We start from the raw sequence: 24,822 nt of genomic DNA on the forward strand, positions 1-24,822 counted from the left end.
GACAGGCTTGGGCGGCGCGTCCCGGCCCGAGGGCTCAGGACGGCCAGACATGCGGGCTCTCACCCGCTCTTCTTCTGCCTCGTCCCGAACGGTCACGGTCTCGTAGCCGTTCGGGTGGTACAGGCATCGCGGATACCGTTTTGCCTGCATTAGCCGGCGTCGATGATATCCGGCACGATGCACATCCACTCGGGGCGCAGCACACCGATGCCGAACAGCACGTCAAGGCGGGTGCCGAGCGTGTCATCCGTGCCGTTGTAGTAGGTCAGGGTACGCATGGAGATGCCGTCGAGGTTTGCCATGCCGCAATCCACAACGCCCTTGTTGACTTCCATCAGATCGACGGTGACGAGCGTCATGGCCTTCTTGTTGAACAGAAGGTTGCGGCGGATCGTCTCGCCCTGCTTGCCGACAAGACTAATCTTGGCATCAGCGGCGGGCATGGCATCCACGGTCTGATACTGGTTCTGCGTACCGCCAGCAGCAGGACCGACAATGGCAGGAGAAACCACAATGGACGTGGCGCCTGAGGCAACAGGCTGTGTCACGACGAACTGCATCGGCGTGCCATAGGACTGCTTGGTCACCCGGTTGACCTGATTGACGCCTGCAATGGTGATGACGTCACCGACATTCAGGCCACCGTTGAGCGCCGATGTCGCGATGACCGAGTTCTGCGGGTACGCCGTGGAACTGATCTGGCCCGGGATCGCATTGCCCGCATTGTTGATCGTCGTGACCGTGCCCGTGGCCGTTGCGGCACTGTCATAGGAGCCGGTCGTGGTGACAAGGCAGGTCTGGTCGTTGATCCATTCGCGGACGCCGAGCAGAGGCGCTTCCATCGCGCCCGTCTTGGTCTGCTGACCAATCTGCGCGGACGGATTGAACAGGCCCATCAGGCCAGAAACGGTGTTGGCATCCGTATCCGGGTCGAGCACGGCAAAGCGGTCGGCCGTCGGAGCGTGCTGCTTCGTCAGCTTGGCCTTGGCGCGCAGCCAGGTTGCGGAATCCGGTGCGATCGTATTGCCGTTCGCGTCCGTGTTGCGCACCATGTTCGCGGCGCCGAGAGCCAGCGTCATGGCAATGTTGGCGACAGAGCCGGTCAGGTTGTTGACGGACGGCTCGATGTAGCGGCCGCTGAAGTCGTCAACATTCAGGGTGCGTTCCTGCGTATCGAAGCCCAGAGAGACGTGCTTGCGATAAGCGACGGTCAGCGGAACCGAGCGCTCTGCAATGGACTGCGGGCTGACGACAGGGCCGTCACCGACAACCGGGTCGTTGGGCAGGCGCACGTTGACGGAAGCGCCGATCTTCGCACCGGACTTGCCGAAGTAGCTGTCATAGGAACGGTCCACGTTCCGGATGAAGCCGTTGGAATCACGAAACAGCGGCAGCGCGCGCTTCGTGATGATCATGTCGTTAATCAGTTGGTTGGCCACGGGTTCGGCTCACAATACACGGCGCTACTGCGCCCATCGTGCCGCTCTCGCCAAAGGCAGAACGTGTGCCGGTTAGAGAACCGGAAACAGCCGGGTTAGAGCCCCCGTGGCTTTTGCGGAGAGACTGCTCCGCGACAGGTCAGGACCGAACGCCAGCCTTCCAGAGGCGGTCAAATTCGGCGGGGGAGACGTTCGGATCGTAAATCGACTTCTTCCCCGTTGCAGCCGCACCGGACGGAGCCGAGACGGGAGGAGGGGCCTTTGACACTGCCGGGGCTGCTGGCGTTTGCGCCTGTGCTGCCGGAGATGGCTTGCCTACCTTCGCCGCGAACTCTGTCAGCAGGGCATACTGCCGACGCGGTGAAGCGTCGAGAATGGTCCCTGCCGTATCCGGGTCGTGAGCGAGAGCATAATACACGTCGCCGCTGTTCGGCAACTCCGATATGTCGGCAATGAGTTCACGGTGAGACTTGTTACCGAAATCGAGACCGGCACGTTCGGACAGGAGCTGCGTGGCCTGACCAACCGCGTCCTCGCCATGCGCGCCCGCGAGAGACTTGGCAATCACCTCTGTCTGCGACGCGAACTTCTGGACGTATTGCTGTTCGGCCTGCTGCTGCTCGAAACGCTGGCGCTCCTCCTGCCGGATCTGGTCAGGCGTGAGTTGCGCTTCCTGCTGCTCCTCACCACGAGCGGCGGCCAGGGCGCGCCGCGTCTGTTCCAGTTCGTCTTTGGTGGCCTGTGCTTGCCGTTCGGCTTCCCGGCGCTCGAACGTCATCTTGTCGATCTTGCGCTGAAGCCACGCCGGTGTCTTCTCGGGTTGCGGGGCCGGGGGCTGCTCCTGCTCACCGGCAGGCGCTTCGTTATTCGGCGTCTCGATGGCGCCAGCATTATCTCCGACCTCGATCTGGGCTTCGCTCGGGAGGCCAGCAGGGGCTTCGATGGTTTCGCTCATACCTCAACGGCTCCTGTCACTGGATTGGCAGCATGGATTTCGCCGCCCGGTGGATTAGAAGAAGGAAGGCGCGGGAGCGGGCCGGGCGGGCCGTCCTGCACAGGCGCTGGCGTCGGCGCGGGCTGTCCGCCCTGCATCGCCTCGGCCACCAGTTGATGGACCAGCACGCGCAACGCATCCGGATCGGTTGAGCCGATGGCTGCCATGCGGTCCGTCTCGGCCTTGTACTGGTTCGTGTCAGCGGCCATCGCGTCTTTGACGACGGTGTGCTGCTGCTCTGCGGACTTGTCCTTGAGCTGCTGGGTGAGCTGACCGATCTGGGCCTGAAGCTGCTGGATGGTCTGCTGTGCCTGCCCAAGGCGCGGATCATCGGATGCGGGCTTGAGCCGGTCAGCGATCTCGTCCGCAAGCGGGAAGTCCGCGCTCTGGAACACGAGGTCGCCGATCTGTCCCATGAGGGCCGGAGCAGCCTGAATGACCTGCGTCAACGCATTGAAAGCATCCTGACGGCGGGTGGCGAAAGCGGGTCCAACATCCGCCTCCACGTCATATCGGCCAATGGTCGGGTTGATCGCAAGGATCGCCCCTTCAATCTGGCGCTGCTTTTCAAGCGGCATTCCCTGAGGCGGCGCCTGTTCCTGCCCGTCCGGGCCGGGCGGCAAAGCGACCTGTGCGGATGTCTGCATGCCCGGATCAACGATCACGCCCGTCTGTGCGCCATCCATGCCAAGCGACTGGACCGCGCGCTGCGTATCATACACGCGCGGGATAGCATCAATCAGCAGGCGCCCAAGATACCGCAGCGCCATGCCCTGATTGTCGGTGTAGTGATAGTTGGCCGTATCGGACTGGCGCTGGCGCTGCTGGATCGCAATGCCGGACTTCTCGTTGCCGGGAGCGCCCATCTCGGCCTGATACTGGCCGGTGACCATCTGCATCCATTGATCGGCGGACTGCATACCTTGCAGATGGCCGGTTGAGCCGGACGGGGGCTCGATGCGCGTTGGGATCGGGATCGGCGCACCAGTCTCATGGTCCACGGCATTGTACGGCAGCACGGCGGCATTGCTCGTATTGGCCTGCGACCACTCGTTCGTGTAGCCCTCGATAGCCTCAGCGGCCGCAAGCCATGGTGCTTTCGTCTGGAGCGCAACGCTCTCGACATAGGCGCTGGCCGTGTAATTGAACATGCGCTGCGGATCGATCAGAGCCCGGACAAGACCCGCATAGTCAGCGTCATTGCCATCCGTCGCCCGGGTCTCGATGCCGACCACAGGGATCAGAGGAATGAGCGAAAACACCGTCTCGCCCTGAGCCACCACGGAATTACCCGCGATAACGTACTTGTCCACCATGTGCGACGTAACGGGACGGGAAGGCGCCTTGTTTTCGCGACACACAGCGACAAGCGCCTCAGGCATCACTGACTGGCGCATCATGCCGCCCGGGAAGTTCAACTCCGGCATTGGCGGCACGGACCAGAGCGTGTCTTTCTTCTCGCTCCGGCGGTAATACGTCGCCACGCGAACCGTGTTGTCGCTCACCCAGTCACTGTCTGATTGCAGACCCGAGAGCGGATCGCGGGCCACGTCTTCATGACCGGGATAGAGCTTGTCGAACTCGCTCCGGTCCATTTCCTCCACGATCATCGCCCAGTTCTGGTCAGAGTGATCGGGCTCGCGGGCAGACGGATCGAAATAGACGGACAGGCCATTGGGAACGGACTTGATGAAGAAGTCCTGATCGAACGTGTCCACGCCCGGAACATAATCCGTCACGACGTGGAACCAGCCCAGACCGGCGCGGACCTGCCCCTGAATGGCGCAGGCATAGGCGTTCTGCTGAGCGTTCGACTGATACTCGATATGGCGGATAATGCCTTCGATCGCATCGGCTGCTTCAGCCATGGCGCCGAAGCCAGTCGCGTTGACCTTCACGCCCATCTGCGACTGCCGCGCCTCGTTCTCCACCTGGAAGACGTGCTGCGCAGTTTTGTTGATCGTCAGGCAGGGCCGGGTAGAGCCGCCGAACGTCCCTGCGCGAGCCTGATAGACCGCATCGTCCCACTGAGCATGATTGTACGCATCAGCGTGGAGAAACCGCAGATCATCGCGCGCCCGACCGCGCCACTGGCTTGTATGGCCCGACGCTTCTTCGTAGCGTTTCTGAACCTCGGAAATGATGTCGGCTGTTTCGGAAACGCTCTCGCTCATGAGGTATCCAAATACCACATAGGATTCCGTCAGTACAAGTGGAATTGAAAGGCGTTTCCGATTACATACCCATCCATCCAGAGGGTGAGCCTGTCAGTGAGACGCGCGGACGCTTTGCCGCTTTCGGCTTGTCGTCTTCACGATCCCGCAGCCCGACAGCCAGATACCGGAACGCATCCGCATAGTCGGACGCCCAGTCATGCAGCGGCTTGTCCCGAAACACCTTGTTCGCATCGTCCCATGACTTCCGGTACTGCTCGAGCGCATCAATGCCGCGCTGGCAGTTCTTCCGATCGATCCGGCAGCGGGGCAGAAGGTTGCGAACCGCGCTTATTCCGTCATCCACCGGTGTGCGCGGCAGGACGCGGATGGGGTTCATGCCGAGCGAGCGCATAGTGTCGATCCGGCGTTGTCCCGTGCCAAGCTCGCCATTGTTCGCGTCGTGCGGAACAATGTGCTGGCGATACGTGTACGGTCGCTTACCCAGCTCACGCACGTACCAGTCGATTCCCTGACCAGAACCGGCAATGCAATCGATCACCCGAACGTCTGGCCCGATCTGCTGAGCACACCAAATGACTGTGCTGTCACCTATACCCAGATCCCAAGCCGTAATGACGGGCAGGGAAGGATTGTACGGCACGTCGCCGATCCGCCCTTCCTCGTCCAGCTTTTTCATGATCTTGCCGTAGTAGCTGCCCTGAATGGCCGCATCGAAGGAGCAGTCATATTCCTGCTCGTACTTCGCGCCGCCGTCATCCTCGCCATACTGCGCCACTAGCTGCCTCTTTTCTGCTGCCAACTGTTCGGGTGTGAAGCGTCCCGTTTTCTCGACGCTCGAGACCTCGCAAAACCAACCCGGTTCGTCGCGCATGGCATCGAAGAACGTCTTCGCATGGTTCCGGCCGCGCGGCGTGGTGATGAACATCGCCCAGCCGCCGTTCTCCAGCAGGATCGGGGAGAGAAACGCCCAAGCCGACGGGTTGGCCAACGCCCACTCCGAAAACACCACGCCAATCGGCGTCGAGCCTACAAGGCTGTTGAAGTTGTCCGATCCCACGACCTGCCATGTTGAGCCGTTGATGAACCGGATGAACATCTCCTGCTCTTTGGTCGTGGCGCGGATCTCTGCCGGGAAAGCCTCATCGATGCGCCGGCGTCCCGTGTGTGGGTTCACCGCATCCCAGATCGCCTTTCGCGCCTGGCTGGCTTCGGGGAGCATGTGCCAGTAGTTGCCGACCTTGGTCAGCGCGGACACAGCGGCCCAGTTCAGGGCAACGTCATCCTTGCCCCATCGCCGGTGCGCAACCTCGTAGGCGCGCTTGCCTCCGTTTTCGAGAAAGGTCCAGAGCCCCATCTGATACTCGCGCGGATGCCAGCTGTAAGCCGGGATCTGGAGTTCAGCCATCACTCAGCTTGCGGATGACGATCTGGAAGGGCTGTCCGCCTTCCGCGTTCTCAAGTGCTACTGTGTCCTTCGGCTTGCCCCATGCGCGGTCGAGCAGGGCATTCGCCGCAGAGACGCGAGCGCTTTCAGGGGACGCCGGACTGCCAGCGATTTCAGCGAGCGCCGTGATGGCTGTAACCGTGTGGGAGCGGGCGAGAGCGATGACTTCGCGAATGTCTTTTGGAAGGCCCGAAGGATTGCCGCTCTGGCCTTTCTGAAAAGGGCGACCAACGGGCATTTTCTTCCGCTGCTTGCCGCTGTTGGCAGGGGGTTCTTTCATAGGCCCAGCCTATCATCAGGCCGAGTTTGTTACAAGGAAAAGCGGTAATGGGATACCTCAAATATCCCGTAGCTTGCCCGCATAACGCACATGGATAACTCTCTCTATTTTGGAGAGAATCGATGCCTCAAATCACACCTGAATGGATATTCGGGGCTTTGTGCGTTCTAATCTACGCCGTTTACTATGCAGGAAGCAGAATAGAAAAGGCTCTGATTGGAGTTGAAGTAGAAATCTCGAGTATGGATAAAAATATACGTAACATTTTCTACGACAAGGTGACTGGAAACGCTCTGGAAAACATTCATGAGAGCATCCTCGACCTGCAAAGTCGCGTCGAAAAGATTGACCGGAAAATCGAAGAGCCATTCAGACTTCCGCCTGAGCCGAACCTCTAGCTTTCCGTTGTCTCTAACCCTTTCTGGATCAAGCGGCGAATAGCCTCAGAGCGACTGACGCCTTTCGCAGCCGCCCACTCAACCACAGCCTTGATCATTTCGGCAGGAACTCGGCCAGCCAACATCGGGTCGGTTCCTGTCGGTGGGCGCCCCTTTTTACGTATTACGTTTTTTGTTGACGTATTCATTCTTTTACGTCTAACGTAAAAACAGGCCGGAGGGAAGCACCACCTTCCAACCGGCCCTAACCATTAACCGGAGGACACCCGGCCATGGCTAAAGCCATTCATACCACAATTGCGACTTTTCGTCTTCTGTTCGACCGGAAGTTTTCCGTGACGATCACGCCGATCATGGTGAAGGGAGACGAGGCATGAGCGCGTCTCTCGCAAATATTGCCGTCACCATGTCGTCCCGCGAGATCGCGGAACTGACAGGGAAAGAGCACAAGCACGTTCGTCGCGACATTGAGAAGATGCTTGCCGACTTACAGGAAGATGGGTCCAAGTTTGGACGCATCTATCGGGACGCTTACGGGCGGGAGCAAAATGAATACGCCCTTCCCAAGAACATGACCATGAACCTAATCACCGGCTATCGGGCCGATCTACGCCTGAAGGTGATTGATCGTTTGATGGAACTGGAAGCAGCCCCGGCCTTCAAAGCACCGACCAACATGCGCGAGGCCCTGATGTTGGCACTGGACCAGCAAGAGGAAATCGAACGCCAGAAAGCCCTGATTGAAGCAGCAGCGCCGAAAGCCGCCGCCCTCGACCGGATCAGCACAGCCGACGGATCATACGGCCTGACGGAAGCGGCGAAGATCCTGCAAGTGAAGCCCAAAGCCCTGATCGCGTTCATGGCCACGTCTCAGTGGATCTATCGCCGGAACAACGCCAAGAACTGGCTGGCCTATCAGGGCAAGATCGACGCCGGGTATCTCTGGCACAAGATCAGCACCTACACGGATCAGAACGGTGAGGAAAAGACCCGCGATACGGTGAAGGTTCTGCCGAAAGGTCTGGCAAAGCTGGCCCAGATCGTGCCGGGCGCGAAGATCGACCCGGACCTAATGCAGATGGACCAATGCGCCACGATGGCGCGTCGCTCCGAGGTCATGGAATATGTCCCGCTCGATACGGCAGAACGCCAGCAGGAGCGCGCGCAAACCAAGGCTCCGTTCATCACCACCGACATGATCCTGATGACGGCCATGGACCGATGGGAGGCAATGCGATGGTCAGGCGCCCCGCAGTCTCAGGAAGACGCGGACATGTGGTACGAGATCAACGATTACACCCCGAAAACGCCCTATGCCAACAAGCGGAAAGAGCGGTTTCTGGGGCTCTTCCCCTATACCGCGATCAAGCGCAGCGGGCCGGGACCAGACCTCTCGGAAAGGCTCAACAAATGTTCGGAGACCTTCGAGCGCCGAAACGAAAGGATCGGCGAAGAGCTTTGCAAATGAGACAGGAGCCGCCCTTCGGGGCGGTTTTTTGTACTCACTCCCCACTCAACCCGAGATCGCCCTCGGTGTTTATTGTTCCACAATTATCGAACAAAGCCGTAGAGGCATCGCCATCGCCCCCAGACGTTTCCACCCCATCATGTATCATCTGACATTCCGCACCGCACTCAGCGGCTAACGGCGACACCTCTCCGCGCATGTTAGCGATCAAGGCGCGACCGTGAGTGCCGATATCGCATCCATGGCGGGCCTGAGTGGCTGCACATGCCGCTGCCCAGTTCCTCGGCTTGGCCAGTCCCGCCGCGTGTTCACCGATGCAGTCGGGCCAGGTGTTTGATTGTTCGGTCATGGGGTCAGTCCTTCACCTGCCGCCGCCTTCAGTTCTCGGATCACGGCATCGGCTAGGGCACCAGCACGAGCTAGTTCCGAAGCATCGGGCCGCTTGCGTTCCGGCTCACTCGGCTTTTCGGCCATGGCGAGGATCTCCCGCAGGCCAGTGACCTCGGACCGGATCTGCTCGGCGAAGGGCCGGAGATGCGCGTACAGTTCGCCCGGTGCAGGCCAGCGTGAGCCGACGGGATAGCCGTTGCGGTCTGCCTGCCGGGTCCACGCAATCCGGGTTTCCGGCGTCCAGGCGCCAACTGGGATGTCCGAGCAAACCTCAGCGAAGATCGCGGCCTGAGCCGATCGCGCTTCCGGAGCGGGGGCATTGGTGACGAATTGCGCAAGACGGCCAAGCCAGGTCTTCACGCCGAGCAACGGGCAGGGAAGGGCAGCCGCTTCGGCTGCTGCGAGCTGGTGGCGAACGGCCGCAATCCGATCCTTCGTCAGGTCGTTTCGCCAGAGATATCCTTCGCGCTTTGCCTCGATCAGGGCACGGAGGTCACCGCTGGCAGGGATGTATTCCGCGTCGGGGCGCTTCGTGGCTACGGCGGAATTGCGGTGAGCGATCTGGGTCATGGTCAAAATCCTTCCAGCATTTCGCCTTCGAGCCACGCGGCCTTGTTCCGGCTGCGTTCGGCGTCTCGCGATGAATGGCCGCTGCGTTGCGCCACGGCCTTCTCGATCCACGCCACAGGCTCGGCTGGTCGAAGGTCGGCGGCTTCGAGTAGGATCCGGTTCAGGATCGAGGCGTCATCACCGCAGGCCTTGAGCCATTTTCCGATCAGGCCGCGAGACTGAGCCTCGGATTTCCCCGTCAGGCCCCGGACGGCTTGGAGCCCCAGCCGGAACAGGGCAGTCCGGGCATCGGGTGGCGATGGACGGGCAGGGAGGGTCTGGGAGCCAGCATCAACCGGACTGACCTCGGATGGCGACGGCTCGGCCGGCGGCACGAACGAAGTGAGTGTTCTTTCTGCTTCTGCTTCTGCTTCTTGGTGTTTAAGGGGCGGGGTTTCTTCTGCCTTAAGGGAGGGGGTTAACCCCCCTGATGCTTCACCCTTAACCTTGCGCTTTGCCTTTCCGGTAATGTTGGGATTACCCCCTTTCTTACCGTTGGCGGCGGCTTCATCGCTGATGGCCTTATCCCTCACCATGCGGCGGCTGTAGATGGTGCCCTCGTCGGAACGGCTGAAAACTCCGTTTTCTTCGAGTTCAGCCACCAGCTTGGTAGCCTCACGTTCGGAACAGCCCAGCACGGCCGCAAGCTGTCGCATGTTCGGCGATCGCCCGTTGACCAGCAGGTGTCCGACCGGATCAGCGTCCGCCATCAGGCACAGCATTTCGATCCAAGCGCCACGCGCTGCGAGGGAGCACATGCGCAGCGCCGGATCGCGTTGCCAGTCCTGCCACCAAAATTTTGCCCATCTGCGTGCGCTCATGAGCGTGTCTCCATTCCTGGATGAGGGACCCATTTGGTCATGCGCGGGCGGCCTGCCGTTTCCGTGAACGTCTTTCCCGCCAGCGCGTGAAGGGAGCTGTATTCGAGAACGGGGATGCCGTTGCGCATCAGCCGGACCGGAGCGTCGGGAGCGCCTGCCGCCATGAGCGTCCGCGCAAGTTTGCAGGACGCGCCATTGCGACTACGCTCCGAGAATTGACCGAACGTCGCTTCGTCTCTGCCGTCAGCGTGCTGCGACATCTTGAAGAAGTAGTGTCGGATCTTGGGCCAGTTGCTCACGCCATGACCTCCCCACGCAGAGAAATGCCCTCACGGGAAAGAAAGCCGATCACGTCATCCAGCGATCGGCACACGGCGACAGGCGCACCGGTGGACTTGAGGCGCTTGTGCAGGGCGCGCTGCTCTTTTGAGACCGTGCCCGTAGGCGTCTTGATCTCGACGTAAAGCGTCCGGCCTGCGTGCGTGAACTGCATATCCGGGACGCCCGCGATACAGCCGCGTGCTTTCCGTCGCGCGCCTTCACGCTGACCGTTGCGGCGGTTCTCATTGCTCCAGGCCACCACGTCCTCAGGCAGCAGGATCTGCATGGCGCGCCAGATGTGCATGTGGAGGCGATCTTCATCATGGGGCATGTCGTTACATCCCAAGGGCGCGGCGGTAGACATCGAGCAGCGTTTCCTGCTCTTCCACCTCGGCCGGTTCCTGCTTTCGGATCCGGATGATCTGCTTGACCACCTTCACGTCGAAGCCGGCGCTTTTTGCTTCCGAAAAGATGTCCTTGATGTCGCCAGCGAGAGCCTTGCGCTCTTCTTCCAGGCGCTCGACACGCTCGATGATGGAGCGCAGGCGGTCGGCAGCGATCCCGCCTTCAGCGGCGAAGTTATGGTCAGACGGGAAATCAGGCATCAGTGCTCTCCACGAATTCGAAATGAACGGACACGACGCGGCGCAACCCGGCGGCCTTGAGTAATTTGGGAGAAGGGGCGCTGATGCCGTGCATCACGCGACTTACGAAGGCGGAAGAAACTCCGGCTTTCGCAGCAAAGTCCTTCTGCGAACCCGCAGACATAATCGCGCGGTTAATTGCACCGAACACATCTGCGGATCGGATCTCATTGGAGGTGCTCATTTCCGAAGCTCCTCCCGCGCAGCATCAAGCGCACGACGGTAGCGGGCCATTTCAGCCTCAGCCCAAGCTGACCAGGCATCCCAGTCGCGCCAGAGAATGCGCAGCCATGCGAACCGGTATGACGGGGGAGGGCCCGCATGATGGCCGAACCCAAACCGGCCTAGTTTAAGGGTGAACCAGGGCATTGTGTGTCCTCACGCGCCTTGCGGCGCTCTGCGACGAGGCGTTCAACCTCGTCTGCAATGGAGTTGCAGGAGGCCATCAGCTCAATCAGTGCCTCGGCATCCGGGGCATTGGTTCCTGACAGCCAGTTACGGGCGGACCTGGGGGATTTCTGAGAAGCCCGGGCCAGCATTTCGGCTCCGAAGCGCAGAGGCGCGAACTCGCGCTTGATCGCTTCGAGAAGTCGGACGCGGACGGGCGCAACGACGGCGGCGCTCATTCGCGGAAACTTTCGGTCATTTTGCGGAAGAATTCGGTCAGTAATTGCCCGATCATTACCCATGCTTTTGCTCCATTCTCTGCCGTGTCACCGAGCAGAGAAGGAGCAACCACGATGGAAGGAGACGCGCCCCAGACACCACAATTCGAGATAGACGCGGACAGACCGCACCTTGCCGCAGACCTGTGCAGGGACGCCCAGCTTTGGGGCACCCTGCACAGCCGGCAGCCGCAGGAGGTCAAGGACCACCTGGCTCTCAAACTGGCGATGTTGGTTGGAGCGGACATCTGGGGGTGAGGCTCAGTGCAGTCCGCGGTCCCGACCGAACGCGCAGTTCGGCACAGGCGGCGGGTTGCCGTCGAACAGAGCGCGCCACGAGACGTCCGAGAACGGCGCCAGTGGCTGCCTGATTACCGGCGGAGCGGGAACATGTTTCTTCGGGTGCGCCGCCTGCTGACGTGCCGCTTTCCACTTGGAGCGAAGATCCTTCGGGACCTGCCGTTCCATGGCTGCTGAAAGTGCAACCGTTGAGACGCCCAGTCTTTCAGCAATGGCGGAGGCGCTCTCTGCCCGCTCCATCATTTCGAGAAGCGTCGGCATCAAGGGCGCCCAGTCGATGCGAGAAGCTGAACCGCCGGTGGAGCTGTCATTTGGCGACAGGCCATACAGCCCGTAACGCCGGATTGCAGCACTCAGAGCGTTCTCTGCCACACCGAAGTGTTCAGCAATCTGGGGACGCGTCTTCCCTTCACGGATCAGGCGTTCCAGCTCAGGAAGGTGAGGCTTCCATTTGAAACTTCCAGCCATCACGCAACCCTCCCGGCAAAATGCGCACGAACGAGCGCGGCGAAGGACAGGGCGGCGAAGGCAATAGAAACGAAATCAAGCATGAGCCATCGCTCCCGCCAAAGAACTGAGTGTGGATTTCGCCAGATCGGTAAGGGCGATTTTCCAGTCCTTCCACCGCTTCGAACGCGACAGATGGAGGTAGCCGAGCGATGAAAGGCGCAGAAGAGTGCCGACAATTCCGGAAGACGACCTCCCGCTTGCCGCTACGGCTTCAGTAATGGATGAGCTGTTCTGGATCGAAGCCAAGAACGAGAGATCCTCTTCACGGATCGCCTGCCCATCACTGTAGTACCGCAGGCTTATGCCATTACGTTTTGCCCAGCTCTTCGCCTCGGAGAAGGAGGCGAAATTCTCAATTGAGGTCTGGATGCCGAAAGGGGTCACCGTGCCGAGTTGCAGCAATCCTGAGGCAGTTACGCAGAGAACTTCCTTGGCCATCTTATTTAACCCTCACCTGAAGGGGCTTCTTTCCGGAGACAGTCACGGTGTGCTGTTGCACGCCCTCTCGTGCCGCCGCTTGGGAAGGCGTGATCTTGGCGCCTGGAGCGGGAACGAAGCGGTTCTCGTTCTGGGAATAGACGGCGATCGTGGTCCAAGCAGTCGGGATATTCATGAGGCCCTCCGCATGACTTTGATCACACCAAGGGCAGCTTTCTGGGCCTCAGATTTAAGATGGAAGCCATCGCCCATACGGTTGCTCGGATTACGTGCGGGAACCACCCACCACAGGCCGTCGGCCTTCACGAGAGCCAAGCCTGCGCGAGCGATTTTTGCTCTTGGTGGCATGCGGATTTCCGCGATGACGGCGTTAGACATGCGCCGCCTCCTTCCGCTTGGCACGGGTGGGGAGGGGCGGAAGGCAGGCCTTCAGCAGTTCGCTCAAAGGCATTCCCGTTACGGTTGCGATTGCAGGGACCCGGCTTGCCGGGATGCTTCCCTTTCGCTTCCACGACTGAACGGTGGACGGCGAAAGTCCGAGCTTGCGAGCCAGTGAGCGTGTGCCCCCTTGCTCCTCGATGATAACGAGTGCGTTGGTCATGTGCGATTTGTGCGACACATTCACACAAATAGCAATGACTTTTTCGCACAGACATGTGCGGTCATTTCGCACATAGTGGAGAAATGACTGATTTGCCCGTCAACGACCGATTGAAGGCACTGCGCTTACGCGGTGGCTATACCGTCCGCGAGTTTGCTCAGGCCTTAGGGTATGGTGAGCGATACTCGACATACGCCTCGTACGAGGGGAAATATAAAAAACCGTACCTGCCGGTGGATCTGGTCAAGAGCATGTTGCCGCTCCTCTTGGATCGTGGCGATCCGCCGATCACTTCAGGTGAAGTTTGGAGCCTTGCTGGCGTCGCTCCTGGAACGGACGGTATCGCCCCCAGCATCGAACGAGCAGAGCGCATAGAACGGACCAAGAAGCCGAAACACGGCGAAGTCGTCATCAATGAGTTTGACGTGTCACCCCAGGCTGGCGGCGGAGCGCTTGTGGCCGAAAATGGCGGCGACGGAGACATGCATACGTCTCTGGCTACTTGGACGCTGCCTAGGGCATTCCTCGAGAACTACGTTCCAGACAGTTCTGGCCTAGCAGTGGTGCGCGTCATTGGTAATTCGATGGAGCCAGACTTCATGCCGGGCGACCGGGTGCTGGTCGATACGCATCATAAGCTCATGAGCCATGACGGTGTGTATGTGCTTTGGAACGGACACGGAGTGGTTATCAAGCAGCTTCAGCTCGTACCCCGGAGTGATCCTGAGCGCGTTCGCATCATCAGTGTGAACAAGACCTATGACACGGATGAGGTTCTGCTCTCGGAGATTGAGATCAACGGCCGCGTCGTTGGGAAGTGGACTTGGAAGTGAGGGTGGGATGAGCGAAGACGATAAATCTCCGCCGCAGTTTTCATTGGAGGAACTTCAGCTTGATCTGGCCAAGGTGGCATTTCGCTTGGCTGAACTTTCCGAGCTGATCGGAAGGCGGTTAGGCCCCCAAAATTCGCTTATGGCCTCTCCAGATCCGTATCACCTCGGACGCGAAGCGGCACGCATTCGAACTGAGATGATGGACCTGACCGGCAAATTGCTTGGGGAAGAATAGTGAGCAACGAACGCATTCCTATTCTATCTGAATACAGAAAGAAAAAATCCGGCCTCGCGACCGAGGAATCTACCATTGAATTTGGCGGTGGTGGTGGTGATAATGGCGGTATGGACGATCTAACACGACGCGTCGGTGCCCTAGAAACCAAAATGGACAAGGTTCAGGAAGCCTTGGTTTCCATTCAGGTGACGCTTGCGCGGATGGAAGAGAAGGCGGCAACCAAGGACGAACTGTCGAATGTTCGCGTCGAAGTTGCTGAGATGAAGGGGCGCGTAGCCAAACTACCTTCTCTTGCTCAGATCGCTGCCCTGCTCGCTATTGCGGGGGCGATATTCAAGGGACTTTCCTTCATTCACTCTTAACCCCACCCGGCTCCGGCCGGGTTTCTTTTTGTGCGATACGATCGATAAAATCATACATGTGCGATTTTATCGCTTGACGTCTGTGTGACGTTATCGCACATATAGTCCCACACCGCACGAAGCGGCGAGGGAGAACCACAATGGCGAACCTGCCTGACAATTTCTCACAGAGCGCGTTCGATGCCCGCTACGGCGTTGGCAACACGGCTCTGGACGACGAATACGATTACCTGCGCGGATTGCAGGATGCGTATGACGCGATCGACGTTCTGGAAGATCCGAACGACGATCAGCTTTCCGAACTGCTGGCGCTTGAAGACCAGATCCGCGATCAGCGCGTCACCATCTCGATGATGGAGGATGCGTGATGTCCGAAACACTGACGCGCCCGCTATCTTACGATCAGGCCTGCAAGGACCTGGCTCCGGTCTGGGAATATCTGAAAGAGCAGCGCCAGCAGGCCAATTTCCTGCACGGGACGAGGGCAGAACGCGCTCTGAGAGACGAGCGAACCGCTGAAATCGATCGTGTGGAAAAGCGCCTGAATGACTTCGTGGCTCAAGTAACCATCGACTGAACCCAACAGTAAACCACAGGAATTTCTGAAATGCGTGAAACAGCAAACGCCCGAAGTGTGTCTGGTGAACTGGAGTTCTTTCCGCCGGCAGTCCGGCAGGAGATCCTGAACCTTGAGAGCATCATCACCTATCACAGCAATCAGGCGATCATCGCGCCGCTGGAGAATGACCGGCGTGTGGCGCGGGATGTGGTGACGTCCGCCAAGGTTCGCTTAAACACGATCTACGAGCTGCCGAAGATCAAAGCCACGATGCGGACGATCGGATGCGTGGATGCGCGTCTGGCCTTCATCATGATGGAAACGCGGGGGGTGGCATGAGCCAGACCCTGACCCGCGATATCCGCGACGTGGCGAACGAGATCCACGCCAGAGAGGTCAAGCCTGCCATTGATGCCTACATCGCAGCCCTGACCGCGATCCGTGGCGCCAATGACCCGGACGGCCCGACGGTGGATATGATCCTGGCCTGCGAGGCAGCGGCTGCGAAGCTCAAGGGAGCGGAAGGCAATCTCCGCGCCGCGCTGTTTGCTTCGATGAAGGAGAACGGCGTCCTCGACTTCGAGCATGGCGGGATGATCGCTGCCGTTCGGGCTGGATCCACGTCGGCCACGATCAAGGACGAGAAGGCGCTTCGGGCCGCCGCTCCGGAACTTTTCATTCCATCGCCGGACAAGCTGGACCGGGCCGCGCTGACCAAGCGCCTCAAGGCCGGAATGCCTGTTGCAGGCGCAAAACTCTCCACGGGCGCTCCGACGCTCGTCATCAGAAGGGCTTGAGACGATGAACGCGGTTACGACGATGCAGGGACATGCGCCTGCAATCCAGATCAACAGCTTCAGCGAACTGATGCGCTTTGCCGAGATCGCGGCTGGCAGCGGCATGGTTCCGAAGGATTACACCGGCAAACCAGCAGCCATCCTGATCGCAGTGCAGATGGGTTCTGAGCTTGGCCTGGCACCGATGCAGTCCATGCAGAATATCGCGGTTATCAATGGCCGCCCAAGCGTCTGGGGTGATGCCCTGCTTGGCCTCGTGAAGGCTTCTCCGGTCTGCGACGATGTGGTGGAGACGCTGGAAGGCGAGGGCGACAAGATGACGGCCATCTGCGTTGCCAAGCGCAAAGGCAAGTCCCCGGTTGAAGCCCGGTTTAGTGTGCAGGATGCGAAAGATGCAGCCCTGTGGACCAAACAGGGACCGTGGAAGCAATACCCAAAGCGTATGCTCCAGATGCGCGCCCGCGGCTTTGCATTGCGCGATGCTTTCCCGGATGTGCTGCGCGGCCTGATAACGGCCGAAGAAGCCGCCGACATTCCGCAGGATGACTTCCGCAAGAGCGTGTCCAATCAGAAGCCGGTCGATGTCACGCCGCAACGCCAACAGATCCAGGAAGAGCGCCCGGTCGATTACGTCGCGTTCTTCACCAGCCGCCTCAAGGCCTGCCCTGACACCGGATGCATTCTCGCTCTCGAGAAAAAGTGGGAGCAGACGCAGGCCAAAGCCCGCGATGCAGGGCGTCCGATTTCCGAAGAGGTTCTGGCAGACGTCACCGACCTGTTCGCCGATCGCTACGGCTTCCTCCACGAGCAGGAGCGCCAGCAGGCCGACGCCAACGCGGAAGTCCCGGCTGAGGAGATGCCGGCATGAGCATCCTCTTCTTTGATACGGAAACCACGGGCTTTGCGAAGCCCGGACTTCCGACAGGCCATGAAGATCAGCCGCATTGCATGCAGCTTGCGGCGATCCTGACAGACGATCACGGACAGGAAGAGGCGTGCGTCAACGTCATCATCCGCCCGGATGGCTGGACGGTGCCGGAAAGGGCTGCTGCCGTCCACGGGATCACGACGGAGAAGGCGGCACGCTACGGCATCCGGGAGCAGGTGGCGGCCGTTCTGTTCTATGACCTGACGTGCCGGGCCGACCTGCTGGTCGCACACAACATCCAGTTTGACCGGCAGATCGTGGCGACCATGTACGCCCGGGCCAAGCGGTCTGAGTGGAAGCTGCCGGAAGCGCAGTTCTGCACGATGGAAGCCGCCGCGCCTCTGGTGAACCTCCCGCCAACGCCTCGCATGCGGGCAGCCGGGATCATCAAGCCCAAAGCGCCAAAGCTCGAAGAGTGCATTCAGCATTTCTACGGCGAAACGCTTGAGGGCGCGCATGACGCCCTGGTCGATGTCCGGGCCTGCGCACGGATCTATTTCGAAATGAAGCGCATGGGAGAGGCGGCATGACCCACCCCCGCGAGATCAACGAAGACCTGAGCGACGCCATCCGTCGCCAGGCAATCGGGCTGATGCTCGACCAGATTATGGCGGAAAATCCGAGCGCTCCATGGGCTGCCGACCTCCGCCACGACGACAACGAAATCCGCCGTGAGAGCGGCTTGCTGAATGCTGAGAAGTGGAGCGCGTGATGAGCACTGAAACGACGAACAATCCGACTGAAATTACCCTCCTGCGCATTCGTGAATGGGGCGCGTGTGGCAATGGCCGTGACTGGTTCCGTGAAAAGTTTCCGCAGGGTGGAGACTACGGCCTCGTGATGAACGCGCTGTATGACGACAAGCGCTTTGGTGATGCCCAATGGCTCGCGTCGAAGGTCTTTGCAGAAATCAAGGACACGGCCGCCATCGTGGGTAGCGAAGTGAACGCCATCCAGTCCGTGACGAAGGACAAAGATGAGAGTGGGAACGACGCCCAGATCGGCAGCAGCGGGAACTACGCCCGGATCGGCAGCAGTGGGTACGGCGCCAAGATCGGCAGCAGTGGGTACGGCGCCAAGATCGGCAGCAGTGGGGACGACGCCCAGATCGGCAGCAGCGGGGACTGCGCCCGGATCGGCAGCAGCGGGGACTGCGCCCGGATCGGCAGCAGCGGGAACTACGCCCGGATCGGCAGCAGCGGGAACTACGCCCAGATCGGCAGCAGCGGGGACTGCGCCCGGATCGGCAGCAGCGGGGACTGCGCCCGGATCGGCAGCAGCGGGAACTACGCCCAGATCGGCAGCAGCGGGGACTGCGCCCGGATCGGCAGCAGCGGGGACTGCGCCCGGATCAAGTGCGAAGGCGAGAATGCGGTTGTCGCTTCAGCAGGGCAGTGCACTCAGGTCATCTTGGGTGAAAATGGCTGCGCCTCACTTGTCTGGCATGACGGCGAACGCTCACGCTTCACGCATCTCTATGAAGGCGAGGATGGCGTTGAGGCTGGTGTTGCGTACCGGTTGGATGACGCCGGGAAGGTGGTGCGGGCATGACCCCGCACCCGTTCCTTGCTTGGGCCGATAACGCCCTGCGCTCGCTGTCCGCATGGTTCCACGGCGGCATCTACGGGCATGGGTGGAGCTAGCACCGCGACTGACCTGATCCCGAAATTCTGCGAGGCGCTGGCCCTCGTGATCCTGTTCCACCTGGCGGCCGGTCCTCGGCCGGGGAGTGTTTGAGATGACCTTGATCGAATTGATTGATTTTCTCGAAAAGCAAGACCAGTCAAAAGTAATCGCATCTGGATGGGGAGAGGGTTCGGCCCACTCCTATCGAGGATATTATTCCGATTTGGCATTCGAAGCGCGCTCGAACGTTACGATCGCTGACATGCTTGCCGAAGCGAAGTCGGCCCTCGGTAAAGAGTTCGAAGGCTATAAGGGCGGCGAATATGTCATGGGACGACATACGGACTGCTATCTCGCAGAGTATGGCTCTTGCGGTGATGAACTCAGTCGGCCTTTGCTTGAGATAATGTGTGGTGTTGGCCCCATACTCGAACGCGCCATTGCCGAGGCTGTGGCGGCGGAACGGGAGCGGTGCGCGAAGGTGTGTGAGGCGCATTCAAATAGCGCCCTCTGCTCCGCAATGATTGGCGGCCCTGATGCGCAGGGCCTTCAGAACATTTCCCGCGCCCATCAACGGGCTGCCCAATCCATCAGGATCGCCGCGAAATGACCAACGAACAGAACAAGCCGGTTCGGAGCCGGGAAGAGCAGATTGGGGCAATTGCGAATGACTGGATTGCCGAAGGAATGGGGCCGGATATTGCTCACGAGCGTTCGGCTCAGATGGTCCTCGAAGCCGAAGCCCGAGGCGCGGCGGAACAGCGCTGGAAGGATGCGGAGGGGCAGACACCATTTGCGTATGTAGATCCCACTGATATTGAGCAGCCATTTGTTCGGCTAGGGTCTGCGGACATCGAAATACGAAAGACAGCAGCGTGGAGTTATACGCAACCTATATACACCCGCCCCGCCAACGTCGCCGCGATGGAAGCACGGATTGCGGAGTTGGAGGCATGGGCGCGGGAGTTGGAGATGGAAAACACTAGATTGAAAACCGCTCAATTCTACGGTCGCGACGAAGAAGAAGGCGGAAGCAACGATATAAGTAGTTTCTTCGATGACCATGATCCGGGGACGATCTTGGAAATTGATGGATATAGGCACGTAAACACACAATGGGCGCTTTGGGACGGTCATCGAGCGCGTTTCTTTGAGACGGAAGATGACGCCCGCGCCGCCCTTACACGCGAGGGAGGGGTGTGATGGCTGGATCTGTCATCATGCGGACAGGCCACGAAGTTGTGGATGACAGGATCGTCCACAATGACCGGGCCATGTCTTGGGAGGAAGCCGACATGCGTGCAGGGTTCCATCTGGATCGCCGTAAGTCATGGGCCTTTATCCCGGATACGGACAATCTCGGGGTACCCGAGCTTTGCGAGCGAGTATCCTTTTCCACCGAATGCAGTGGATGCGCTGATACCGAGGAATTTTATTCCTCAACTAGTAAAGGTGGCGGCTGTTCCGAGTGTGGCTACACCGGACGGAGCCGCCGAGTATGCTTTGTCCCGCATTTCCCCGCAGGAGACCCGGCATGAGCGGGCGGACAGATACGGAGCGGCTGGAGTGGCTTGGGGAGCAAGACATTGTCGTCGGAGAGCATGCTTCTTACGGGCGCTGGAAAGATGTCGTTTTGTCGCGGTATCAAAGATCATTGCCCGCTGACCTTACAGATATCCGCCGCAGCATCGACCGCGCCATGGACGCGGAGGAACGGGGATGAAGGCTGAAAGCATCCGTCAGGCCGAGATCCTGTGCGAAAGGCTCAGGGCAAGAGGGGATGATGACCTTTGCAAAGAAGCGGCGGCCGAAATCGAAGGGACGCTTGTCGCCTTCGCGGCCTTGGCTGAGACGGTCGAAGATCTGCGGGAACGACTGAAAAGCGCCCTGAAAAATCTCGACAGCACAAACAGACTATTTGCGCGTGTTCCATTGGCTGCACGCCTTGAGGCCGCACACGGGAAGAAAGTGGAGACGCCGAAATGACCAACCCAACAGACCCCAGGATCAATGCGGCGGCGCGGGCACTTTACGAAGGGATGTTCTCCGCGCTGTGGCAGGACGAAACGAGTGAACAGACCAAATCTGACTTTCGTGAGGATGCGCGCCTTGCCCTCAAAGCAGCAGACGCCGCAGCGTGGCGGCCGATATCAGAAGCGCCGAAGGACAGGACGCTAGTCTTGGCCAAGATCCACGATGATTTGTTTCCGCGCATTAGGCCAGAGCGCAAGGATCTAAAGCTCTGGAATGGCCGCTGGGTTGTCGTGTCCCATGCTGGTATCCTTGAGAGCGGCTTTGATCTCGGTTGGACTGTCGCTGCCCCGGTGGGGTGGGGGGGCATGGTGGATGACTGGTTTGTCGGATGGCAACCTCTGCCGGCAGCACCGGTGATGGGAGGGAGTGATGAGTGAGACAGTAACCCCGCGCTGCCTGCCGATCCGAGCGGCAGCGGAATACTTGGGGATCAAAGAGAGCCTGTTTCGTGAACGCGTTGCGCCTGAAATCGCCTCGTTCACCATTGGCACCCGACGCCTCTGGGATCGCAAGATGCTGGACCGGTGGCTTGATCGTCAATCGGGCATTGAGGAAACGGTGGGCAGCGCAAAGCCGCGTACCGCGTTGGATGAGCTTCTGAACACCTAATGGTCTCTGTCCGAGTGAAATACCTGCAACGGCATCGTGGCAGGGACGGGAAGGTGCGTGTCTATTTCAGGCATCCGCATCTTCCGCGTCAGCCGCTTCCATCCGTTGATGATCCAGCCTTCTGGCCCGCTTATCACGCCGCGATTGCCCAGATCCCGGCTGAGGAGCCAAAGCCCACTCGTGGGGTCGGTACGTTTGCCCGCCTGTGTGAGGATTGGCTCAAGAGCAATGCCTTTGTCTCGCTCAAGCCATCTACCCAGGTGGGACACCGCAATATTGTTCTGCGCATGATGCAGGAGGACTTTGCCACATTCCATGTCTCTGACTTCGAGCCGAAACACATCCGCGCCATTATCAACCGGTTCTCTGACCGGCCTGCATCCGGCAATCGCTGGCTGAGGATCTTCAGCATCCTGTTCCGCCATGCCATAGAACAGGACCTGACCCAGGTGGATCCGGCCCGAGATGTTCGGCGCCTGAAGGAAAAAGCCGAAGGCGCACGGGCATGGACCGAAGTTGAGGTTGCGCAGTTTCAAGCACATTGGCCCTTGGGATCACGAGCGCGGACAGCTTTTGCGCTTCTACTCTACACAGGCCAACGGCGTTCCGACGTCGTGAAAATCGGCCCGGCCAGCATCAAGGATGGTATGATCGCCGTCACGCAACAGAAGACCGGGACTGCCCTGATGGTGCCCATCCTGAAGGATCTGGCCTTAGCACTGGCCGCAACGTCAGGGGTAAAGGCCTACTATCTGGAGGTTACGCCCGGCCGAAAACCATCCTCCGATTCGCTCGGCAACCTGATGAAGGATTGGACGCTGGCAGCCGGCTTGCCGTCGGACCTATCTGCTCACGGGCTTAGGAAAACTGCCGCACAGAGGCTGGCGGAGGCGGGATGCACAACGCACCAGATCGCAGCCATCACCGGTCACAAGACTCTATCGGAAGTGGAGCGCTACACGCGGTCAGTGGATCAGAAACGGCTGGCAAAGCAGGCTATGGCGCTACTGGAGGCTGTAAAACCAAATTCCTAAGATTGTAAAACTGGCTGAAAAATGGCTGTTTTCTGCGGGTGAAAATTGTCTCTGGAGGTCCGGGCGGGAATCGAACCCACATACGCGGATTTGCAGTCCGCTACATCACCATTCTGCCACCGGACCTCGGCGGAGACAGGCGCTATATCTCTCTTAGCGCCCGAAGGGTCAAGACCGATAATTGATCTGCGGAAGGATTTTTCTTCTTCCTTCCAACAGGCTATTAAGGACTGATTCACATAATGCTGTGATATAATGCATACTTAAAGAGCAGGAAATCTCATGACTTCAGGATGCAACGGCGCGATGAAACTGAAGGCCCCCCTCGGGCTTGGTCTTCTGTCGCTTCTCCTGAGCGGAACTGCTCTTGCCCAGAAATATGACGGTAGCGGTTCACCGAATTTCATCCCGCACACGCTGCAGGAAGCGCTTTCGACGGCATACCTGACCAATCCGACACTACGCGAGGAACGGGCTCATCTGCGTGCCACGGATGAACAGCTTCCCACGGCTCTTGCAGGATGGCGCCCTACTGTCCAGACCGGACTGAACCTCACTTACTATGATGGCAGTACCAATTATGCCTCGAAAGGTGGCTATCTCGGCAGCTCACGCCGCTATCAGACGCCCGGATACATGGGCAGCGTTGCCATCACCCAGCCGCTCTATCAGGGAGGCAAGACGGTCGCCAACGTGCATGCCGCCACAAACCAGATTATGGCCGAACGCGCCCATCTGATCGAGACGGAACAGGAAGTCTTCACCAATGTCGTAAGTGCCTATGTAGGCATCATTGAAGACGAGCAACTCCTGCAAATCGCCATAAACAACGAACACGTCCTGCAGCAGCAGGTCGAGGCGACCCAGGAGCGTTTTCACGTTGGTGAGATCACCCGGACGGACGTTGCGCAGGCACAAGCGGCCCTTGCCAGCGCTACCGCCGAACGGCAGCAGGCTGAAGGCACGCTCCAGAGCGCACAGGCGACCTACCTCCAGATGGTCGGTATCGCAGCGCCCCCCAATCTGGTCCCCCCCCAGCCTCTCAACCTTCCCGTTCACAGTGAACAGGAAGCAGTGGCTATTGCTGTCCAGAACAATCCTCAGGTCGTTAACGCACTGTTCACCGAAGCCCAGAGCAAGGACAATATTTCTGTCCAGATTTCCCAGATCATGCCCAAGGTTTCGGCGAGCCTGAACTATCAGCATTCCGTCAATCAGGCTTATGGCGACTCACTTCAGGACAACAAGTTCGGCGAGATCGAGTTCACTATCCCCCTTTATCAGGGTGGCTCAGAATACGCCACGATCCGTGGGGCCCGTCAGGATGCACAGGCTGCTCACCGTGAAGTCGATGTCCAGCGCAGGACGGCCCTTCAGAAGGCCGCTTCAAGCTGGCAGCAGATGGTTTCTTTCAAGCAGTCGATTTCCAGCGATCGTATGGCCATTTCGGCAAATGTGATCGCGCTGGACGGCGTTGAGCGGCAGGCCCTCGTTGGAACGAGCACGACGCTCGCGGTGCTTCAGCAGCAGCAGACCCTGCTGCAGTCCCAGCGGACCCTCGTGCAGCATCTTTCAAACCTCGTGACCTCCTCCTATGCCGTCGCAGCCGCGATCGGGCGCCTCACAGCCGTCGATCTCAAACTGGGCGTCCCGCTTTATGACGAAAAAGCCTATTACAATGCGGTCAAGAACAGGCTGTGGGGCCTGAGCGACTATGCGATCAACCAGCCCGGTCGATAAAATTTTTCAATCAAACGGAATATTAACAATCCATGACTTCTTCTGACTCGATCCAGCAAGACCACCATGCCGACGACGCAATGACAGACGTCCTGAGTTCGATCCGGCGTGCTCTTCATGAAGATCCCAAATCGCCTGAATCGACCGCGGAGAAGCCCAGCATGCCGTCCCAGGAAGAAGAACTGACCCTCGATAACTCCATGATGGTCGCACCGCCCGTGACAGCGGCGCCGACCGAGGCCGCTGCCGCTTCCGCATCCGAAGCCCCCCCGGCATCTCAGCCTGCCCAAAGCGAACCGGCCAAGGATGACCTCATGAATGCCCAGACAGTAGCTGCCGCGGAGCGTTCTCTGGATGAGCTTCACGCTGCATTCAGCGGAACTACTCCCCTTGCATCAGACACTGTCATCAGCCGGAGCAGCGGCCTGACGATCGAGGACATGGTGCGAGGCGAAGTCCGGAGCATGGTGCGTACATGGCTGGATGCCCATCTTCCGTCGCTGGTTGAAATTCTTGTCCGTGCGGAAATTGCCCGTCTGCGTCCACGAGAGTAAGAAGGGCGG

At 59.5% G+C, this 24,822-nt stretch carries 40 protein-coding genes and 1 tRNA gene; 22 read left to right on the forward strand and 19 right to left on the reverse strand.

The genetic code is table 11. The features are described from left to right. Positions 1-149 precede the first annotated feature (149 nt). The 5 genes from HKD27_RS05820 to HKD27_RS05840 form a co-directional block, all read right to left on the reverse strand. Entirely contained in the window at positions 150-1,439 is a 1,290-nt protein-coding gene (locus HKD27_RS05820; protein ID WP_194688857.1) for a P22 phage major capsid protein family protein, read from the reverse strand. A 139-nt stretch (positions 1,440-1,578) separates the two neighbouring features. Continuing rightward, positions 1,579-2,394: a hypothetical protein gene (locus HKD27_RS05825; RefSeq protein ID WP_194688858.1), complete on the reverse strand. Its 816-nt coding sequence runs from the start codon at positions 2,392-2,394 to the stop codon at positions 1,579-1,581. Continuing rightward, positions 2,391-4,607, reverse strand: coding sequence for a portal protein (locus HKD27_RS05830; RefSeq protein WP_194688859.1), 2,217 nt, complete (start codon positions 4,605-4,607; stop codon positions 2,391-2,393). The genes HKD27_RS05825 and HKD27_RS05830 overlap by 4 nt, the downstream gene beginning before the upstream one ends. Positions 4,608-4,668: 61 nt before the next feature. Next, positions 4,669-6,015, reverse strand: coding sequence for a terminase large subunit domain-containing protein (locus HKD27_RS05835; RefSeq protein ID WP_194688860.1), 1,347 nt, complete (start codon positions 6,013-6,015; stop codon positions 4,669-4,671). Beyond that, positions 6,008-6,334, reverse strand: a complete 327-nt coding sequence (locus HKD27_RS05840; protein WP_194688861.1) for a DUF5681 domain-containing protein — start codon at positions 6,332-6,334, stop codon at positions 6,008-6,010. The genes HKD27_RS05835 and HKD27_RS05840 overlap by 8 nt, the downstream gene beginning before the upstream one ends. 122 nt (positions 6,335-6,456) lie before the next feature. Between HKD27_RS05840 and HKD27_RS05845 the strand changes: the two genes are divergently transcribed. Continuing rightward, complete coding sequence (locus HKD27_RS05845) at positions 6,457-6,732, forward strand: hypothetical protein (RefSeq protein WP_194688862.1); 276 nt, start codon at positions 6,457-6,459, stop codon at positions 6,730-6,732. On the opposite strand, the gene HKD27_RS16745 is transcribed toward HKD27_RS05845, so the two are convergent. Beyond that, on the reverse strand, positions 6,729-6,920 hold the full coding sequence (locus tag HKD27_RS16745; RefSeq protein ID WP_194688863.1) for a ribbon-helix-helix domain-containing protein: 192 nt from the start codon (positions 6,918-6,920) through the stop codon (positions 6,729-6,731). The two genes, HKD27_RS05845 and HKD27_RS16745, sit on opposite strands and share 4 nt — an antisense overlap. 185 nt (positions 6,921-7,105) lie before the next feature. Here HKD27_RS16745 and HKD27_RS05855 point away from each other — a divergent pair, with 185 nt between their 5' ends. After that, positions 7,106-8,200, forward strand: a complete 1,095-nt coding sequence (locus HKD27_RS05855; protein WP_194688864.1) for a phage regulatory protein/antirepressor Ant — start codon at positions 7,106-7,108, stop codon at positions 8,198-8,200. A gap of 345 nt (positions 8,201-8,545) precedes the next feature. Here HKD27_RS05855 and HKD27_RS05860 read toward each other — a convergent pair whose 3' ends face one another. From HKD27_RS05860 to HKD27_RS05915, 12 genes are all read right to left on the reverse strand, one after another. Continuing rightward, positions 8,546-9,160 carry a hypothetical protein gene (locus tag HKD27_RS05860; protein ID WP_194688865.1) on the reverse strand — a complete coding sequence of 205 codons (615 nt, stop codon included), beginning with the start codon at positions 9,158-9,160 and terminating at the stop codon, positions 8,546-8,548. Positions 9,161-9,162: 2 nt separating this feature from the next. After that, a complete protein-coding gene (locus HKD27_RS05865) occupies positions 9,163-10,020 on the reverse strand; it encodes a winged helix-turn-helix domain-containing protein (RefSeq protein WP_194688866.1) in 858 nt (285 codons plus the stop codon). Next, complete coding sequence (locus tag HKD27_RS05870) at positions 10,017-10,319, reverse strand: hypothetical protein (protein WP_194688867.1); 303 nt, start codon at positions 10,317-10,319, stop codon at positions 10,017-10,019. Before HKD27_RS05870 ends, HKD27_RS05865 begins: the two co-directional genes overlap by 4 nt. Further along, complete coding sequence (locus HKD27_RS05875; protein ID WP_194688868.1) at positions 10,316-10,672, reverse strand: VRR-NUC domain-containing protein; 357 nt, start codon at positions 10,670-10,672, stop codon at positions 10,316-10,318. Before HKD27_RS05875 ends, HKD27_RS05870 begins: the two co-directional genes overlap by 4 nt. 4 nt (positions 10,673-10,676) lie before the next feature. Further along, positions 10,677-10,946 carry a DUF2312 domain-containing protein gene (locus tag HKD27_RS05880; RefSeq protein ID WP_194688869.1) on the reverse strand — a complete coding sequence of 90 codons (270 nt, stop codon included), beginning with the start codon at positions 10,944-10,946 and terminating at the stop codon, positions 10,677-10,679. Continuing rightward, complete coding sequence (locus HKD27_RS05885; RefSeq protein WP_194688870.1) at positions 10,939-11,169, reverse strand: helix-turn-helix transcriptional regulator; 231 nt, start codon at positions 11,167-11,169, stop codon at positions 10,939-10,941. The genes HKD27_RS05880 and HKD27_RS05885 overlap by 8 nt, the downstream gene beginning before the upstream one ends. A gap of 160 nt (positions 11,170-11,329) precedes the next feature. Next, positions 11,330-11,611 carry a hypothetical protein gene (locus tag HKD27_RS05890; protein ID WP_194688871.1) on the reverse strand — a complete coding sequence of 94 codons (282 nt, stop codon included), beginning with the start codon at positions 11,609-11,611 and terminating at the stop codon, positions 11,330-11,332. Between the two features lie 300 nt (positions 11,612-11,911). Continuing rightward, a complete protein-coding gene (locus tag HKD27_RS05895; RefSeq protein ID WP_194688872.1) occupies positions 11,912-12,418 on the reverse strand; it encodes a helix-turn-helix domain-containing protein in 507 nt (168 codons plus the stop codon). A gap of 75 nt (positions 12,419-12,493) precedes the next feature. Beyond that, positions 12,494-12,898: a hypothetical protein gene (locus HKD27_RS05900; RefSeq protein ID WP_194688873.1), complete on the reverse strand. Its 405-nt coding sequence runs from the start codon at positions 12,896-12,898 to the stop codon at positions 12,494-12,496. A 1-nt stretch (position 12,899) separates the two neighbouring features. Continuing rightward, on the reverse strand, positions 12,900-13,073 hold the full coding sequence (locus HKD27_RS05905; RefSeq protein WP_194688874.1) for a hypothetical protein: 174 nt from the start codon (positions 13,071-13,073) through the stop codon (positions 12,900-12,902). Beyond that, the gene (locus HKD27_RS05910; RefSeq protein ID WP_194688875.1) at positions 13,070-13,276 is read right to left on the reverse strand and encodes a hypothetical protein; all 207 of its coding nucleotides are present in this window, start codon (positions 13,274-13,276) and stop codon (positions 13,070-13,072) included. Before HKD27_RS05910 ends, HKD27_RS05905 begins: the two co-directional genes overlap by 4 nt. Beyond that, a complete protein-coding gene (locus HKD27_RS05915; protein ID WP_194688876.1) occupies positions 13,269-13,499 on the reverse strand; it encodes a carph-isopro domain-containing protein in 231 nt (76 codons plus the stop codon). Before HKD27_RS05915 ends, HKD27_RS05910 begins: the two co-directional genes overlap by 8 nt. A gap of 83 nt (positions 13,500-13,582) precedes the next feature. Between HKD27_RS05915 and HKD27_RS05920 the strand changes: the two genes are divergently transcribed. The 18 genes from HKD27_RS05920 to HKD27_RS06005 all read left to right on the forward strand — a co-directional run bounded on the left by HKD27_RS05920 (position 13,583) and on the right by HKD27_RS06005 (position 22,519). Next, positions 13,583-14,332 carry a S24 family peptidase gene (locus HKD27_RS05920; protein WP_194688877.1) on the forward strand — a complete coding sequence of 250 codons (750 nt, stop codon included), beginning with the start codon at positions 13,583-13,585 and terminating at the stop codon, positions 14,330-14,332. A gap of 7 nt (positions 14,333-14,339) precedes the next feature. After that, positions 14,340-14,567 (forward strand): hypothetical protein, encoded by a 228-nt coding sequence (locus HKD27_RS05925; RefSeq protein ID WP_194688878.1) that lies wholly within the window; start codon positions 14,340-14,342, stop codon positions 14,565-14,567. Next, positions 14,567-14,932: a hypothetical protein gene (locus tag HKD27_RS05930; RefSeq protein WP_194688879.1), complete on the forward strand. Its 366-nt coding sequence runs from the start codon at positions 14,567-14,569 to the stop codon at positions 14,930-14,932. Before HKD27_RS05925 ends, HKD27_RS05930 begins: the two co-directional genes overlap by 1 nt. Before the next feature lie 140 nt (positions 14,933-15,072). Next, entirely contained in the window at positions 15,073-15,300 is a 228-nt protein-coding gene (locus HKD27_RS05935) for a hypothetical protein (RefSeq protein WP_194688880.1), read from the forward strand. After that, complete coding sequence (locus HKD27_RS05940) at positions 15,300-15,509, forward strand: hypothetical protein (RefSeq protein ID WP_194688881.1); 210 nt, start codon at positions 15,300-15,302, stop codon at positions 15,507-15,509. The genes HKD27_RS05935 and HKD27_RS05940 overlap by 1 nt, the downstream gene beginning before the upstream one ends. A gap of 30 nt (positions 15,510-15,539) precedes the next feature. Further along, positions 15,540-15,830, forward strand: a complete 291-nt coding sequence (locus tag HKD27_RS05945; protein WP_194688882.1) for a hypothetical protein — start codon at positions 15,540-15,542, stop codon at positions 15,828-15,830. Continuing rightward, positions 15,827-16,288, forward strand: coding sequence for a siphovirus Gp157 family protein (locus HKD27_RS05950; RefSeq protein ID WP_194688883.1), 462 nt, complete (start codon positions 15,827-15,829; stop codon positions 16,286-16,288). Before HKD27_RS05945 ends, HKD27_RS05950 begins: the two co-directional genes overlap by 4 nt. Positions 16,289-16,292: 4 nt before the next feature. After that, complete coding sequence (locus HKD27_RS05955) at positions 16,293-17,156, forward strand: recombinase RecT (protein WP_194688884.1); 864 nt, start codon at positions 16,293-16,295, stop codon at positions 17,154-17,156. Beyond that, positions 17,153-17,746, forward strand: a complete 594-nt coding sequence (locus HKD27_RS05960) for a 3'-5' exonuclease (protein WP_194688885.1) — start codon at positions 17,153-17,155, stop codon at positions 17,744-17,746. Before HKD27_RS05955 ends, HKD27_RS05960 begins: the two co-directional genes overlap by 4 nt. Then, positions 17,743-17,928, forward strand: a complete 186-nt coding sequence (locus HKD27_RS05965; protein WP_194688886.1) for a hypothetical protein — start codon at positions 17,743-17,745, stop codon at positions 17,926-17,928. The genes HKD27_RS05960 and HKD27_RS05965 overlap by 4 nt, the downstream gene beginning before the upstream one ends. Further along, positions 17,928-18,767 carry a hypothetical protein gene (locus HKD27_RS05970; RefSeq protein WP_194688887.1) on the forward strand — a complete coding sequence of 280 codons (840 nt, stop codon included), beginning with the start codon at positions 17,928-17,930 and terminating at the stop codon, positions 18,765-18,767. Before HKD27_RS05965 ends, HKD27_RS05970 begins: the two co-directional genes overlap by 1 nt. Before the next feature lie 187 nt (positions 18,768-18,954). Beyond that, positions 18,955-19,452 (forward strand): hypothetical protein, encoded by a 498-nt coding sequence (locus HKD27_RS05975; RefSeq protein ID WP_194688888.1) that lies wholly within the window; start codon positions 18,955-18,957, stop codon positions 19,450-19,452. Continuing rightward, positions 19,449-20,045 carry a hypothetical protein gene (locus HKD27_RS05980; protein WP_194688889.1) on the forward strand — a complete coding sequence of 199 codons (597 nt, stop codon included), beginning with the start codon at positions 19,449-19,451 and terminating at the stop codon, positions 20,043-20,045. Before HKD27_RS05975 ends, HKD27_RS05980 begins: the two co-directional genes overlap by 4 nt. 331 nt (positions 20,046-20,376) lie before the next feature. Next, entirely contained in the window at positions 20,377-20,565 is a 189-nt protein-coding gene (locus tag HKD27_RS05985; RefSeq protein WP_194688890.1) for a hypothetical protein, read from the forward strand. Further along, complete coding sequence (locus HKD27_RS05990; protein ID WP_194688891.1) at positions 20,562-20,828, forward strand: hypothetical protein; 267 nt, start codon at positions 20,562-20,564, stop codon at positions 20,826-20,828. Before HKD27_RS05985 ends, HKD27_RS05990 begins: the two co-directional genes overlap by 4 nt. Beyond that, positions 20,825-21,253: a hypothetical protein gene (locus HKD27_RS05995; protein ID WP_194688892.1), complete on the forward strand. Its 429-nt coding sequence runs from the start codon at positions 20,825-20,827 to the stop codon at positions 21,251-21,253. The genes HKD27_RS05990 and HKD27_RS05995 overlap by 4 nt, the downstream gene beginning before the upstream one ends. Continuing rightward, positions 21,246-21,485, forward strand: a complete 240-nt coding sequence (locus tag HKD27_RS06000) for a hypothetical protein (protein ID WP_194688893.1) — start codon at positions 21,246-21,248, stop codon at positions 21,483-21,485. Before HKD27_RS05995 ends, HKD27_RS06000 begins: the two co-directional genes overlap by 8 nt. Before the next feature lie 53 nt (positions 21,486-21,538). Next, positions 21,539-22,519: a tyrosine-type recombinase/integrase gene (locus HKD27_RS06005; RefSeq protein WP_194688894.1), complete on the forward strand. Its 981-nt coding sequence runs from the start codon at positions 21,539-21,541 to the stop codon at positions 22,517-22,519. A 52-nt stretch (positions 22,520-22,571) separates the two neighbouring features. Here the strand turns inward: HKD27_RS06005 and HKD27_RS06010 are convergent. Continuing rightward, a tRNA-Cys gene (locus HKD27_RS06010) sits at positions 22,572-22,645 on the reverse strand. A gap of 156 nt (positions 22,646-22,801) precedes the next feature. Here HKD27_RS06010 and HKD27_RS06015 point away from each other — a divergent pair. Continuing rightward, positions 22,802-24,259, forward strand: coding sequence for a TolC family outer membrane protein (locus tag HKD27_RS06015; RefSeq protein WP_228518355.1), 1,458 nt, complete (start codon positions 22,802-22,804; stop codon positions 24,257-24,259). A gap of 32 nt (positions 24,260-24,291) precedes the next feature. Further along, a complete protein-coding gene (locus HKD27_RS06020) occupies positions 24,292-24,813 on the forward strand; it encodes a DUF2497 domain-containing protein (RefSeq protein ID WP_194688895.1) in 522 nt (173 codons plus the stop codon). Positions 24,814-24,822: the final 9 nt, after the last annotated feature.

The organism is Gluconobacter sp. R75690, assembly GCF_015244525.1.
Lineage (GTDB): Bacteria > Pseudomonadota > Alphaproteobacteria > Acetobacterales > Acetobacteraceae > Gluconobacter > Gluconobacter potus.